Raw genomic sequence first — 13,195 nt, forward strand, 5'->3', positions numbered from 1 at the left:
CGTAGGATGAAATAAAGGCAACAACACACTTATTCTAATTCGGCCAAAACGGTAATTCCGCCCTTCGTTTTATCTTCTAAATTGACAAGTATTTTGGCGTTTAAGGGTAAGTAAAGGTCTACCCGTGAGCCAAATTTGATAAAGCCCATTTCGGAGCCTTGGGTTACTTGTTGCCCTTCTTTTACGTACCAGACTATTCGTTTGGCCAATGCGCCGGCAATTTGCCTGAAAAGTACTTCTACGCCGTTGGGAGCTTTGATAACGGTGGTGGTGCGCTCGTTTTCGGTACTGGATTTTGGATGCCAAGCCACTAAGTATTTGCCAGGATGGTACTTAAAATAACTGACAACCCCCGCGATGGGATTCCAGTTGATGTGTACATTGATGGGTGACATAAAAATCGACACCTGACGGCGTGGCCCTTTGAAATATTCGGTTTCAATTACCTCTTCAATGACGACCACTTTTCCATCACACGGCGCAATGACGTGTTTTGAGTTGATAGAAAAAACGCGGGCTGGTTTTCGAAAAAACTGAAGGATGATAAAGAAAAAGATAAGGGAAGCGACCAGCCAAGCCGTGGTCAACCAATCCAACTCTCCCCAGAAATAGCGAACCAATCCGTTGGTTATCAATACAAAAAGAGCCGCTAATCCGATGCTGGCTGTGCCTTCTTTATGAATAGTCATGTTTAAGTATAGGTAAAATAAAAAATGCGAGGGATAGGTTTAAGCCTTTCACCTCGCAAAAATAACAATCTTCTCTCTACTCGCTACTCACAGCGCATTACTTTATTAGTAACCACCACGGAATTTGTAAGTGCTGGCCACTTTGTCGATGGCCACAATGTAAGCCGCCAAGCGCATATTTACTTTGTATTTTTGAGAGGTAGCGTATACATTTTCAAAGGCATCCTTCATGATACGGTCTGAGCGGCGGTTGATGCGTTCCAAATTCCATTTGTAGCCGATGCGGTTTTGAACCCATTCAAAGTACGAAACCGTTACCCCGCCCGCGTTGGCCAGAATGTCGGGCACAACCATGATTCCCTTGCTGTTGATGATGGCGTCGGCGCTGGCTGAAGTGGGGCCGTTGGCACCTTCCACAATCATTTTTGCCTGAATATCGGCGGCATTCTCGTGGGTAATCACATCTTCTTTGGCGGCTGGAACGAGCACGTCCACGGGGAGAGAAAGTAACTCTTCGTTGGTGATTTTTTCGGCTCCGGTGTACCCTTCCAACATTCCTCCGTTGGCATTTCGGTAAGCCATAGCGGCTTCAATGTCGATTCCGTTGGAATTATAATACCCTCCCGAAATATCACTGATGGCCTGCACACTTACGCCGCGTTCGTGGAGGAGAGCTGCTGCGTACATACCCACGTTGCCGAATCCCTGAATGGCGGCAGTAGCACGGTACGGATTGATACGCATTTTTTCCATGGCCGAAAGTGCCGAAACGGTTACGCCTCGTCCGGTAGCTTCGGTTCGGCCGAGCGAGCCGCCCAATACCAGCGGTTTGCCCGTTACAACTCCCTGTACGGTCATGCCTTTGGCCTTGGAGTATTCGTCCATCAACCAAGCCATTTCGCGCGGGCCAGTGCCCATGTCGGGAGCGGGAATGTCTTCGTCAGGACCGAATACGTTGAGCATAGCGGTGGTATAAGCGCGCATCAGCCGCTCAATCTCTCCCGCCGACATTTCGCGTGGGTTGCAGGCAATTCCGCCTTTTGCTCCCCCGTAAGGAATGTCAACCACGGCGCATTTCCACGTCATCCAAGCGGCTAAAGCCCTGATTTCGTCAATATTTACCCCCATGTCGAATCGAATTCCGCCTTTGGAAGGCCCCAGAATGGTAGAGTGAATAACGCGATACCCTTCAAAAACCTTGATTTGGCCGTTGTCCATCGTCACGGGTAGGCCCACGACCACTTGTTTTCGAGGCATTTTAAGGATATGGTACATTTCGTCGCTGATACCCAATAATTCGGCTGCTTTGTCAAAGCGCGACATCATAGACTCCAGTGGATTCTCCTTATCTTTTATCGGAGCTGGCTCAATGTAAGTCATCATTGTTTGTAAATTCTGATTGTTTGGAATATTCATTTGTTGATAAAAAAACACTCCCTGTTGGCTGCGCTAAGAGGGGGAGTTTTCAGTTGCAAACTTAACAGGATTAAAACGAAAAAGGTAGAAATATAGTTTTGTCTTGGTATTGTGCAATTTATAAGAGAAGAAGGTTGTATTAACTATCTAACTGTGTGGCGAATAGTGTAGGGGGAAGGCCACTATTTTCCAAATAATCCATGGTATTTAGCAGGATTTGTAGAATCAAAAAAAAATACCTTTTTATTAAACGGTAACATTAAATGGTTTGTAGGAAAAGAATAAAACGTATTTTTGCGCCTTAATCAACTTCCGCCGTTAAGTTTTTACCCCAAACCGGAATTTTATATGACTGTACAGGAAGACAAAAAACGTTACTCTGAAGAAGAGCTGAAAGAGTTCGAAGGTATCATCAACCAAAAACTAGAAGCAGCGCGCAATGAATTGGCGTACATCAAAGACACATTGAGCCGTAAAAATGACAGCGGAACCGACAACACGGGTGCCGCGACCAAATTGATGGAAGATGTGGATACGAGCGAACGCGAACAAATGAGCCAATCGGCGGCGCGCCTGCAAAAATTCATTACTCAACTTGAAAATGCCCTTGTGCGTATCAAAAATGGCACTTACGGTATTTGCATTGACACAGGTAAGTTGATTCCAAAAGAGCGTTTGCGGGCGGTACCACATACCCAGCAGACGATTGAAGCAAAACTGCGTCGTAAGTAGGTATACATCTACTAAAAGGCGGCAAAATCCAATTTCTTGTTTCTAAAAAGCAAGAACGTGGTTTTGTCGCCTTTTTATTTTCGATTTATGGCCTTTTAGGACTCTTTTTTACCCTCCTGCTTGCTGGCTCGGTTGGCGTTTTTAATTTGGGCTTCTAGCACATCCCACATCTCGGGCGTGACTTCGTGGAGAAAATTAAATTGGCCGCCGTTGAGCACTTCGCCGCCGTCGAGCGTAATCACCTCACCCGTCATGTAGGCCGAAAAGTCAGACATCAGATAAGCGGCCAAATTAGCCAATTCCTGATGCTCTCCCGTGCGATGCAACGGAATACGGTTTTCAAAGGCAAACTTTTCAGCCAATTCTTTCGGAAACAAACGGTCCCAAGCGCCTTTGGTCGGAAACGGCCCCGGGGCAATGGCGTTGAGACGAATACCGTACTTGCCCCACTCATAGGCCAGCGATTTGGTCATGGCAAGGGCACCTGCTTTGGCCATGGCCGAAGGAACTACCCAGCCCGAACCCGTCCAAGCGTAGGTAGTGGAGATGTTGAGGATTGTGCCTTTGATTTGATTATCAATCCAATACTTACCGATGGCGAGGGTAAAATAATACGTGCCGCGCAGTACAATATCAACGACCGTGTCGATGGCTTTGTATGAAAGGCGCTCGGTAGGACTGATAAAATTTCCGGCGGAGTTATTGACCAAACCATGCACCGCGCCAAAACGCGCAATGGCCGCTTCAATGACGGCTTCTATTTGTTCGGGTTTGCGTACGTCACACTCGGCAGGTAGCACTTGTCCGCCCGTGGCTTCGGTTAGCTCTTGGGCGGTTGCTTCCAAAACGGCCAAACGGCGGCTACATATTACGACGTTGGCCCCCAATTCGAGAAAATATTTGGCCATGGATTTACCAAGGCCTGTGCCGCCGCCCGTTACGATGATGGTTTTGCCCGCAAGCGACCCGTCGCGCAGCATGGGTTGAGAAAAATTCATTGGTTCAGGAGTTTTGAATGACGATTTAATAAAATTTGAAGTGCTGATTTCTTAATTTCCTACCTCATACTTCCTACTTCTGATTTCTTATCTTCTGGGGCCTTTCACCGAAACGCGGCATCGCGTTTTTGCATTTTGGCTTGAAAGGCTTCCGTGAGGTCGTCAGAGAGGAGCATGGCGGCATTCCAAGTGGCCATGTACTCCAATCCATCGGCCACGGAGTGGTCGCGGCTGTGGTTCAGGATGGCTTTGGTGCCCCTAATGGAAAGCGGAGATTTGGCGGCAATGACCTGAGCAATGTTCATGACTTCGGCCAACATGCTGTCGGCATCCACAAAACTACGATTGGTCAGGCCGATTCGCTCGGCTTCTTTGCCCGATACGTTTCGTCCTGTGTAGGCCATTTCGCGCGCAATACCCGGCGGGATAATTTTAGGCAATCGCTGCAAAGTTCCCAAATCGGCTACCATGCCCATGTCGATTTCTTTGATGGTAAAAAAAGCGTCATGGGTGCAGTAGCGCATGTCGCACGCACTGACAATGTCTACTCCGCCGCCGATGCACCCACCGTGGATGGCCGCCAAAACGGGCTTGCTGCATTGCTCAATGGCATTGATGGGGGCTTGTAAATCAAGCACTTGTCGGCGAAGTTTCTCGCGCTTCCGCCCTTCGCATTTTTGCGCTGATTGGGCCACTTGCATCAATAATTCCAAATCAATACCCGCGCAAAAATGTCGGCCGTTGCCCCTTAAAATGATTGCTCTGACGTCCTCATTTTCGTCTAGTTCCTCAAAAATAGCCTTCATTTCTTGCCAGGCTTTTTGGTTGAGGGCATTGGCGCGTTCGGGGCGGTTAAAAACCACTTGTGCAACGTAATTTTCGATGGCCAGGGAAAATGTTTCAAAAGACATGAATCGTTTTTTTTATTACGTTCTGAAAATAAATTTGCTGATGGTTGTGTAATTTATTCTGCTTGCATACTAATTGCAAACCTACACAACTAATTTTTGTTTCAAAAAGAAATGGTGTAAAATTGTGTTTAACCAATGAAAATAGAAATTTTTTTGAGAAAACGGGCCGATGGAAAACGGATAAACGAAAAAAGGAGTTACGAATAACAAAGGTGCTGACCTGACGCACGGTACTTGCTGGACTTAACATATTAATGCCCAAAAATCTATGAATTTCGAAACACTTGCCATTCAGAGTACCCAATTTCATGACGCCAACGCGAGCGCGGTCGTGCCCCCCATTTATCTTTCTACGACCTTTGAGCGGGAGCCTGACAGCAGTATTCCGCACGGGCATATTTACACCCGGGCCAGCAATCCCAACCGGAATGCCTTGGAAAAGGCCTATGCCGCGCTGGAAGGTGGACAGGTAGGAATGGCGTTTGCGTCGGGACAGGCCGCGACGACCACCTTGTTTCAATGCTTGCTTCCGGGCGACCACGTCATCATTCCCGACGATGCGTATTATGGCACGCCCGCGTTGTTGCAGGATGTACTGAGTTTGTGGGGGCTTCAATTTTTGAAGGTCGATATGAGCGACTTAGCGGCGGTAGAAGGGGCATTTCAGCCCAATACGAAGTTGGTTTGGATGGAGACGCCCTCCAATCCTTTATTAAAAATTACGGATATAAAGGCAGTAGCTGAACTGGCACGGGCCAAAGGGGCCTATTCTGCCTGCGACAATACGTGGGCGACTTCGGTGTTGCAACGCCCGCTTGATTTGGGGTGTGATGTGTCGATGCATTCGGCTACGAAGTATTTTGGTGGTCATAGCGATTTGTTGAGTGGGGCTTTGATTTTTAAGGACAATGGTGCGTTGGCCGAAAAAGCCCGGATGATTCAGGCCTTGGGTGGGGCGGTACCGTCGCCTTTTGATTGTTGGCTGATTGTCCGGGGCATTAAAACCTTGGCACTTCGGGTGCGGCAGCAATCAGAAAATGCTGCTAAACTGGCTCATTATTTGAGCAACCATCCCAAATTAGAAGCCGTTCATTATCCTTTTTTGGAAAGCCACGCTGGATACGATGTAGCCAAGCGTCAGATGGCATCGGGTGGGGGGATGTTGTCGATTCAGGTAAAAGGCGGCGCAGAAGAAGCCTTGGCCGTTAAGAGCAAAGTAAAGGTATTTATCCGGGCCACGAGCTTGGGAGGCGTAGAAAGTTTGATTGAACACCGGGCCACGGCCGAGGGTGTTCATTCGGTTAGTCCGAAGAATTTGCTGCGTATTTCGGTCGGATTAGAGCATGTTGATGATTTAATTGCGGATTTAGCCCAGGCGCTTGGGTAAATATAAGTATTTGAGAATCAAAATATTGCTGTGTTTACGGTCTTTAAGCGAAGTTTTTTTACATTATTTTGTTAATTTTTTTGGTAAAAAGACTTGACAAACCACGAAAAACAGCTACCTTTGCAGTCCCAAAACAATGGTTCTGGGAAGTTTTAGAGAGATGGCAGAGTGGTCGAATGCGGCGGTCTTGAAAACCGTTGACTGTTACAGGTCCGGGGGTTCGAATCCCTCTCTCTCTGCAAGGTATAACGATAAACCCCATGTAAATCAAGTATTTACATGGGGTTTTCTCTTTTCTAATGAAACATTAGTGAAACACTATATCAATACTTTACATATCAGTATGTTGTTAGTTAGTCTCACGGGATCTGTTTGCAGGTCAATACAAACCTTCTGAACCCTACCATTCTCTGTAAAGACCTTTTTCACCTTTGCTACTTCGCAATTGTGGCATGGTTGCTCAATGACACCATATCCGCCCCATGACCGATTTAAAACCAAAATATTGTCATTAAGACAAATATCGTCTTTTGACCAGTTCCATGATAATTTTTGACTACTGTAAACCATAGCTTTTATTGATTTTTGAATTTTACAACCTATATTTTTTGGCTACTTTGACTTTCTCGCCATTTATACATTCTGTTAAATGGATATACTGTGCCAGTGTATGGCTCATCAAAAAAACGATTACTGTCTTGTCTGTACTGAACCAACCTTTCGTTTTGTAACCATTCATCGTAGCCAATAACTACTTGACCTGATTTTGGCTGAGTTGCTGAATCTCTCGGGAATTTTATTTCTTTATACATAATTAAAAAGCCTTACAGTAAGCTATAACAAATGCCCACTAAAAAGGGCTTTTGTTATAGCTTAGAAACAACTTTGACCCAACTAACAGGGATAACCATCGTGTAAATTATCTTGCTTATCTGTATAAAAAGAGCCCGATACGCTGTGTATTGAACTATCGCAAGTAATTTCCTCCCAATTTGAAACACCTAAATCTTCCATCGTCCTTTCTGTTCTTTTTAGAAATTCATTGGCTAATTCTTCTGTTTCAAACCCTTCGTGGTTTGGGCATCTATAAACACGCCCCAACACTTCACCTGACTGATGTAAGGCAAGGTAACCCCAAGCGCCTTCGTCTTGTAAATCGCTTGTGCATATTGGACATTCCATTTTGTTTAGTTTTTAAATTAAAATCTTGGTTACTATTTGAATACACATGACAAAACACTATTCTAATTGATTCTCTAATTCTTCCAACTCTTCAACTAGTTCATTGCCCCAATTTCGCAAACCTTCATTAGAATTTCTGAGTTCTTCCAGTTTGTCATCAAACATCCAAATGTCATGGTCAATTTGACTAACATGGTACATAATATCAGATTTGATGTCTTCGTTTTCTGAATGCTCAATTTGTCTAGCGAGACTTTCAATGTTTTTAATTGATGATTGGATTGACTTAACTCTTTTCAATAATTCGTCTATATCGGGGCAGGTATGCCGCACTGGCGCTTTTCTGGATGCCATGAGATTTTAAAGGTTTAATGAGTGCTATTTAAAACCCAACCGACTTAACCGGCTCTGTACTCTTTTTCACAAAAGCGTCATACCAAAAAGTGTAAACTACTCCTCGGGGGTAGTGCTCCATTGTGATCGTTTCTTCAGTGTAAGAAGTAGACCATTTAAGGCCAAACATTGCCACAATCAATTCTCTGGCCTGATTTTCAGTTTTGGCATTCACTTGAACGATGCCGCGATAATTCCATTCATCACCATTGGGTAATTCATGAGTGTGGGCCTGACCCAGCGTAAAAAAGTATTTTTTCATCTCAATAAATGGTTTGTGGGGCGGTCGCCCGCCCCGTGAAGGATTAATTAAGAAGGGATAAGTCAAGTTTAACGGAAGGGATTTTGGCGGGTTGGGCAGCAAGCTTGATGGCTTGATTCATCGTATCACCGTCATAGCCCCACAAAAGTCCCGTCATGCGGTGTTCGGGTGTTTTGTAGCTTTTGCAATTGTTGAAAAAGCCCGTAACACCGTTGTAAGCCCACCAAGCCGACATTTCACCCGCTTCCGATTGTCCCACACCGTTGTAACAATAATCAACGACACTGGCAATGATGTTTGATTTGCGGGTGCTGAGCACTTCTTTTTGTGCTTCACGGTTTTTGAGTCGGATAATTTCTTCTTGTTCCAAAAACAAATTGGCCAAATAGCTGCTGAATTGATTTTGGCTCATTCTGATTTGAGCAAGGTGGTTATAACCTTCATTGGCACATTGTTGATTGGCTTCAATCACACCGAGCACTTTCAATGCTTGATTGGTATTGGCTTTGACGTTGGTAGTGTGTTTGATGGATATTTTGTTCTGGCAGTTTTTCAAAGCAAGCTGCAATGTATTGTTGCACACAACACGAACAGTGGTAAAAAAGGCTTGTACAGCCATTAAACCGTCATGGCCATTGCATAACACAATGTATTGATAACTTTCATCATGGCCGTTGACGATGATGGGCTTTTTGACTTTCGCACAAACAAATACCTTTGCACCACCTGACAATGCCCCGGCTGTTTCAATTTCCAAATCACCTTTTTCCACTACTTCATCCAAAAAGCCCAATGCATCATGGTTTTGAAGGATGGTGTAATTTTTGCCGACATAATCACCGAGGATGCGGTCATTATCAGTGCGGTAAGTGAAAAATGATTTGTCTGAAACAATTTCAACGCCCGAAGGGGTGCGGTGAATGTTTGGCGCTTTTTCGACGGTAAAATCAAGTCCGCCATAAGTCAAAGCATCATTGACAGTTAAAGCATTTTGAAAGATGGTGCCAAGGCCATGCCAAGCCTTTTGGCGATACGACACAAAGTCGCCGTTTTGTTCAATTAAAGAAGCCATTTTCTTAACGATTAATTTATTGTATTGATTTATTATTAATACAAAATTAATAATATTATTAATATTTACAAATAATTATTAATTATTTCTTTTTAATTAAAAACAAAACCGCTTTTTTTATCAACTCAAACAACTGTAAATCATGCAAATACGCATCAATGAAGGCTTGTTAAGCCTCCCAACCCTCAAAATGAGTGATTTACTCCCTGCCCAAGGAGAACTAAAAACACTTTCCCCCACAAATTATGAACGCCTCAAAGAATCAATCCTGCAAAAAGGCTTTTGTTTCCCCATGTTCGTCTGGCCTTTTGAAGGTCAAAACCACATTTTGGACGGTCATCAACGTCAAATTGTTTTTGAAAAAGAGGGATGGGCTGAAACGCCCGTACCGTGTGTTTTGGTTCAGGCCGATTCGTGGGACGATGCCAAACAAAAGCTGTTATTGTGTACATCCCAATACGGCACCATTACCCCTGAAGGATTGCGTGATTTCGTGGATGGTATGGATTGGGATTGGGTTGACAATTTTATCAATTTTGATGCAATACCCATTTTGGATTTTAGCGACCTTAAAGACCCTGATAATTATGATCTGAAAGAGCCAGAATACCAAAAAGAGCAAAAACAAAAAGCCGCCAACACCTGTAAATGCCCCAACTGTGGACATGAATTCGTTACTGAAAAATAACTCCTTTGGTCTTATCAAAGACCCAAAGAAAATTTACAAGCCTGCCTCAGACCTGTTTTTTGTCCCCTTCGTCTCAAAACGGTTGTTTGCGCCCAATACTATCCCTCATTTTTACATGTGGGACACTCACTTTACCCCACTTAATTCTAAAGAAGGGTACTTGAACCTGCTTAAACGCGTCAACGAGGCGGGCGTAAAATACATTTGCCAGACTGATTTTTCAGTCTGGCACTTTCAAACTGCCCAACAAAAAGACTGGGCCGTGAAGAAAAACACTGAATGTTATTTGTTGGACCTTCAACATAATGTCCAACCTTTCTTTAATTTCAACGTCGTCATTGAAGAATATTACGATTTCTACCTTCAACACTACCCTAAAAACCTCGGGGCCATTCTCATCGACTTCAATCATTCTCCCCAATCTGAGGGCATCACCCTGGCCGAGTACGTCAAACGCGAAACGCGCTCAATGAAATTTCTCGTTGACAACTTCGATTTTGAACTGTGTTTCGTGTTTTCTGGCAAAAAACAAATCCCTACGCCTTGGAATCCATTCTTTAACCTCATCAAACAAAAGGCACGGATTGTGTCCATGCCTACCGAAATGGCGGTGCTTCACGCCATGAAAAAGAAGTATTATAAATGATGTAGGGTCTACTACAGAAAAAGGGGGAACAATCCCGTAAATATCCCATTCAGAAGGCTTCAGATACCGTTTGATAACTATTTTATGGAATTGACGTAGAAAAAATGAATGTTTGTCTTTAACCATCATAAAAAACGCCCATGATAAGTTTGGCGACACGATGGGCGTATGATTAACCTCAAAAAAGACAAACATAATGATTACTTTACACAGGATTATCATTCACGAACTTAAAAAAGAACAGGGCAAAACCGAAGCAACACTAGATTTGTCGGATGATTTGACACCACAGACAGCCGATTCTTATCAAATGCTAGTGGAACTTGAAAAACGTTACTCAACGCTCTCCCAAACCTATGCTGTTTTTGAGCAAAATCCTATAACTAATTTTCCAGTGTATTGTAGAGAATATGTGTCAATATGTGACAATAATAGTTTTATAGAATACTCAAAAAAGTCAGCAAAAATATTAGAAGGAATAGTAAAAAAAATATACAATGCAAAAGGTGGATACTTGATTTTTGTTGAATATGAAAATCGAGATAGACATTTAGCTATATTTTTAGTGCGGAATAAAAAGGGACGTGCATTATCTAAGGATAATAAATCTGGAACTTTTATTCTTAATGATTCAATCTATGTTGATGTTGACAACCTTTCAATGGCAGGTAGAATAAATACTTCTTTATTTAATTCTGATTCTTTGACACCTAATACAAGGTATATTACATTTATAAATAAAAGAAATGAAGATTCTGATTTTTTTTTAAATTGGTTTTGTGCAACAGATAAACATAGTAATAAAGAAGATACTAGAATATTTAGAGAAATAATTGGAAATATTGATTTGCCTAGTTCTGAAAATGGCCAAAGAGATATGGATAGAGATACTTTTATAAAAGGAGTTTTAAATATAATACATAGTACTCCAAATAAAATAGTTGATTTGAGAAGTATTGGAGAAGTATTTTATGGTGATAGAGAGCGCTTAATAGAATATGCAAACTCCCAAGAAAAGATAATTAATCATGAGTTTAAGCCAGATACCCAAGAGTTGAAACGGCTAGTAGTGCTAAGGGCAAATGCTGATAAGATAAAACTTGATTTTCCTTTAGATTACTTAAGGAAAAATCTTGTTACTTTGAACGAAGAAGAAGGGCAAATTGTTATAAAATCAACAGCGCTCCTGAATAAAATTATTTCAGAAAAAAGGTCATTTGAAAGTAAAATTGATGAATAATGTAATCAATAAAATTGCACTTTTGTCAGAAATGGCACACGCATCTTTAGATCTTCCAACTATAGATGTGGGTGTAATGGTTGTAAATATTGAAAAAAATAAATTCAGTTATTTTGTAGATAAATTAACTGAATTCGATTGTAAATTTATAAAATTAGGTTCTAATAAAATTGAAATTGATTTAGATTTTTTAATAGATGAAAATGGCGTATTTGTCGATTTGAATGATTTCTATCAGAATGTAAATTTGTCCCCAGATATTTTAAGAAAAAATTTTTATATACTTATATATCTAGATAGTTTTTTTGGATATAATCAAGGCGTAGGTACCTCATATTTGGGTGAAATAGAGGTTTTTGACAATTATCTTCAAACAAACACACTTGCGTACATCAACCTTCGTAATAGACTTAAAAAAGAGGATTTTGCAGATTATGAAAATTTTGCCTCTGAAGAGATTATTTTCTATACGGGTACTAAAGGTGTTTTAAAACTAAGAATACCTTCTATTCCTATTTTTCTTGATACTTCCATAGATTATAGTAAATACGTAAATGAAATTATTGACAAAATGAATAGTAAAGATTTTACGATTCATTTTAAAAACGTACTTTTTTCATTAGAAAAAAAAAGTGCCAATTCTCAGATTGAAGTCTTTTATCTTAATATTTCTTCATTGCTTCAAGAAGCAAATAATAACTATGAACTACAGTTAAAGAACTTTTCTTTTGAAAAATTTAAAAACGATTTATTGAAAGAAAAAGAAAAATACTTTGCATCACTAAGGGAGATATTAGGTAAGATACTGACTCAAATATTAGGAGTCCCGATTTCAATAGCGGCTTCGACGTTTGCCAGTTATAAAATTGACAATATATACATTCTATATCTTGTTTTACTTTCGTTTTTGATTTATATTATTTTTGCAATATATTTTCAGACAATTTATTATAGCGATGTACTAGAAGTTGAGAAAGCATTTAATAAAGATTTTGCCAAAATTGCTTCTGATTCAGGATTGCCTGAATTAGAAGTAAATAGTAGTAGAGATAGTATAAAAAGGCGAATTAAGGTAATAAAGAATTCAATTATAATATTTATTGCTTCTGTTGTTACTCTTGGACTTCTTTTTGTCTTCTATATGATGTTTCAGATAAAGCAAGGAGACTTTAGCCCTAAAAATGACAAAGTACCACGGCATTTTACTTCCCTATTGAAGAAATAATTCCTAAATTCATCCCATTAGTACCTTCCCGCTCAAACACCCCTAAAAGCGCCTAAAAAGTAACTTCGGAGGAAAGGATGAAAACTGTCAACCTTACGGTTAAACCCACTTAAAGCCCTCCATAATTTCGTGTTTGATGGCCGACTTAAAGGCAGTTTGAGTGGTTTTGACGACTCAATCTTCGGTCATGTGCTGTGTAGCATATTCAAAATTTGGCCATATAGTATCCCTTTCAGAAGGCTTCAGATACCGCTTGATAACTTTTTTGTGAATTTGACGTAGGAAATATGAATGTTTGTCTTTGTTGGGCATAAAACACAAAAGGTGCATCAAAGCTAACTAAATGACGGTTAT

At 41.4% G+C, this 13,195-nt stretch carries 14 protein-coding genes and 1 tRNA gene; 7 read left to right on the forward strand and 8 right to left on the reverse strand.

Annotation, left to right across the window (positions count from 1 at the left end; all coding sequences use genetic code 11):
* Positions 1 to 29: 29 nt before the first annotated feature.
* Both NCI00_RS20210 and NCI00_RS20215 read right to left on the reverse strand, forming a co-directional pair.
* Positions 30 to 689 (reverse strand): phosphatidylserine decarboxylase family protein, encoded by a 660-nt coding sequence (locus tag NCI00_RS20210; RefSeq protein ID WP_253530600.1) that lies wholly within the window; start codon positions 687 to 689, stop codon positions 30 to 32.
* A 105-nt stretch (positions 690 to 794) separates the two neighbouring features.
* Positions 795 to 2,069 (reverse strand): Glu/Leu/Phe/Val family dehydrogenase, encoded by a 1,275-nt coding sequence (locus NCI00_RS20215; RefSeq protein WP_166559122.1) that lies wholly within the window; start codon positions 2,067 to 2,069, stop codon positions 795 to 797.
* Between the two features lie 384 nt (positions 2,070 to 2,453).
* Between NCI00_RS20215 and NCI00_RS20220 the strand changes: the two genes are divergently transcribed.
* The gene (locus NCI00_RS20220) at positions 2,454 to 2,837 is read left to right on the forward strand and encodes a TraR/DksA family transcriptional regulator (RefSeq protein ID WP_166559024.1); all 384 of its coding nucleotides are present in this window, start codon (positions 2,454 to 2,456) and stop codon (positions 2,835 to 2,837) included.
* 95 nt (positions 2,838 to 2,932) lie between these two features.
* On the opposite strand, the gene NCI00_RS20225 is transcribed toward NCI00_RS20220, so the two are convergent.
* Both NCI00_RS20225 and NCI00_RS20230 read right to left on the reverse strand, forming a co-directional pair.
* Positions 2,933 to 3,835 carry an SDR family oxidoreductase gene (locus NCI00_RS20225; RefSeq protein WP_253530604.1) on the reverse strand — a complete coding sequence of 301 codons (903 nt, stop codon included), beginning with the start codon at positions 3,833 to 3,835 and terminating at the stop codon, positions 2,933 to 2,935.
* 104 nt (positions 3,836 to 3,939) lie between these two features.
* Complete coding sequence (locus NCI00_RS20230) at positions 3,940 to 4,746, reverse strand: crotonase/enoyl-CoA hydratase family protein (RefSeq protein ID WP_253530607.1); 807 nt, start codon at positions 4,744 to 4,746, stop codon at positions 3,940 to 3,942.
* Between the two features lie 268 nt (positions 4,747 to 5,014).
* On the opposite strand from NCI00_RS20230, the gene NCI00_RS20235 reads away from it, so the two are divergent.
* Positions 5,015 to 6,133: a trans-sulfuration enzyme family protein gene (locus NCI00_RS20235; RefSeq protein ID WP_253530610.1), complete on the forward strand. Its 1,119-nt coding sequence runs from the start codon at positions 5,015 to 5,017 to the stop codon at positions 6,131 to 6,133.
* A 154-nt stretch (positions 6,134 to 6,287) separates the two neighbouring features.
* Positions 6,288 to 6,372 (forward strand) — tRNA-Ser (locus tag NCI00_RS20240).
* A gap of 655 nt (positions 6,373 to 7,027) precedes the next feature.
* On the opposite strand, the gene NCI00_RS20245 is transcribed toward NCI00_RS20240, so the two are convergent.
* The 4 genes from NCI00_RS20245 to NCI00_RS20260 are packed head-to-tail and all read right to left on the reverse strand — an operon-like array spanning position 7,028 to position 9,042.
* Positions 7,028 to 7,315, reverse strand: coding sequence for a hypothetical protein (locus tag NCI00_RS20245; protein WP_253530613.1), 288 nt, complete (start codon positions 7,313 to 7,315; stop codon positions 7,028 to 7,030).
* Positions 7,316 to 7,372: 57 nt separating this feature from the next.
* Positions 7,373 to 7,669: a hypothetical protein gene (locus NCI00_RS20250; protein WP_253530616.1), complete on the reverse strand. Its 297-nt coding sequence runs from the start codon at positions 7,667 to 7,669 to the stop codon at positions 7,373 to 7,375.
* Positions 7,670 to 7,697: 28 nt separating this feature from the next.
* On the reverse strand, positions 7,698 to 7,970 hold the full coding sequence (locus NCI00_RS20255; RefSeq protein ID WP_253530619.1) for a hypothetical protein: 273 nt from the start codon (positions 7,968 to 7,970) through the stop codon (positions 7,698 to 7,700).
* A gap of 43 nt (positions 7,971 to 8,013) precedes the next feature.
* Positions 8,014 to 9,042, reverse strand: coding sequence for a TIGR03299 family phage/plasmid-derived protein (locus tag NCI00_RS20260; protein WP_253530622.1), 1,029 nt, complete (start codon positions 9,040 to 9,042; stop codon positions 8,014 to 8,016).
* A gap of 142 nt (positions 9,043 to 9,184) precedes the next feature.
* Between NCI00_RS20260 and NCI00_RS20265 the strand changes: the two genes are divergently transcribed.
* The 4 genes from NCI00_RS20265 to NCI00_RS20280 all read left to right on the forward strand — a co-directional run bounded on the left by NCI00_RS20265 (position 9,185) and on the right by NCI00_RS20280 (position 12,841).
* On the forward strand, positions 9,185 to 9,730 hold the full coding sequence (locus NCI00_RS20265) for a ParB N-terminal domain-containing protein (protein WP_253530625.1): 546 nt from the start codon (positions 9,185 to 9,187) through the stop codon (positions 9,728 to 9,730).
* A complete protein-coding gene (locus NCI00_RS20270; RefSeq protein WP_253530627.1) occupies positions 9,708 to 10,376 on the forward strand; it encodes a hypothetical protein in 669 nt (222 codons plus the stop codon). Before NCI00_RS20265 ends, NCI00_RS20270 begins: the two co-directional genes overlap by 23 nt.
* A gap of 196 nt (positions 10,377 to 10,572) precedes the next feature.
* Positions 10,573 to 11,616: a nucleoid-associated protein gene (locus NCI00_RS20275; RefSeq protein WP_253530628.1), complete on the forward strand. Its 1,044-nt coding sequence runs from the start codon at positions 10,573 to 10,575 to the stop codon at positions 11,614 to 11,616.
* Positions 11,609 to 12,841: a hypothetical protein gene (locus tag NCI00_RS20280; RefSeq protein WP_253530629.1), complete on the forward strand. Its 1,233-nt coding sequence runs from the start codon at positions 11,609 to 11,611 to the stop codon at positions 12,839 to 12,841. The genes NCI00_RS20275 and NCI00_RS20280 overlap by 8 nt, the downstream gene beginning before the upstream one ends.
* The last annotated feature ends 354 nt before the right edge of the window (positions 12,842 to 13,195 follow it).

This window comes from Runella salmonicolor (assembly GCF_024158025.1).
GTDB lineage: Bacteria > Bacteroidota > Bacteroidia > Cytophagales > Spirosomataceae > Runella > Runella salmonicolor.

Coding starts and splice junctions, on each gene's coding strand:
- NCI00_RS20210 (WP_253530600.1), bottom strand. CDS start 689: ATGACTATTCATAAAGAAGGCACAGCCAGCATCGGATTAGCGGCTCTT.
- NCI00_RS20215 (WP_166559122.1), bottom strand. CDS start 2,069: ATGACTTACATTGAGCCAGCTCCGATAAAAGATAAGGAGAATCCACTG.
- NCI00_RS20220 (WP_166559024.1), top strand. CDS start 2,454: ATGACTGTACAGGAAGACAAAAAACGTTACTCTGAAGAAGAGCTGAAA.
- NCI00_RS20225 (WP_253530604.1), bottom strand. CDS start 3,835: ATGAATTTTTCTCAACCCATGCTGCGCGACGGGTCGCTTGCGGGCAAA.
- NCI00_RS20230 (WP_253530607.1), bottom strand. CDS start 4,746: ATGTCTTTTGAAACATTTTCCCTGGCCATCGAAAATTACGTTGCACAA.
- NCI00_RS20235 (WP_253530610.1), top strand. CDS start 5,015: ATGAATTTCGAAACACTTGCCATTCAGAGTACCCAATTTCATGACGCC.
- NCI00_RS20245 (WP_253530613.1), bottom strand. CDS start 7,315: ATGGAATGTCCAATATGCACAAGCGATTTACAAGACGAAGGCGCTTGG.
- NCI00_RS20250 (WP_253530616.1), bottom strand. CDS start 7,669: ATGGCATCCAGAAAAGCGCCAGTGCGGCATACCTGCCCCGATATAGAC.
- NCI00_RS20255 (WP_253530619.1), bottom strand. CDS start 7,970: ATGAAAAAATACTTTTTTACGCTGGGTCAGGCCCACACTCATGAATTA.
- NCI00_RS20260 (WP_253530622.1), bottom strand. CDS start 9,042: ATGGCTTCTTTAATTGAACAAAACGGCGACTTTGTGTCGTATCGCCAA.
- NCI00_RS20265 (WP_253530625.1), top strand. CDS start 9,185: ATGCAAATACGCATCAATGAAGGCTTGTTAAGCCTCCCAACCCTCAAA.
- NCI00_RS20270 (WP_253530627.1), top strand. CDS start 9,708: ATGAATTCGTTACTGAAAAATAACTCCTTTGGTCTTATCAAAGACCCA.
- NCI00_RS20275 (WP_253530628.1), top strand. CDS start 10,573: ATGATTACTTTACACAGGATTATCATTCACGAACTTAAAAAAGAACAG.
- NCI00_RS20280 (WP_253530629.1), top strand. CDS start 11,609: ATGAATAATGTAATCAATAAAATTGCACTTTTGTCAGAAATGGCACAC.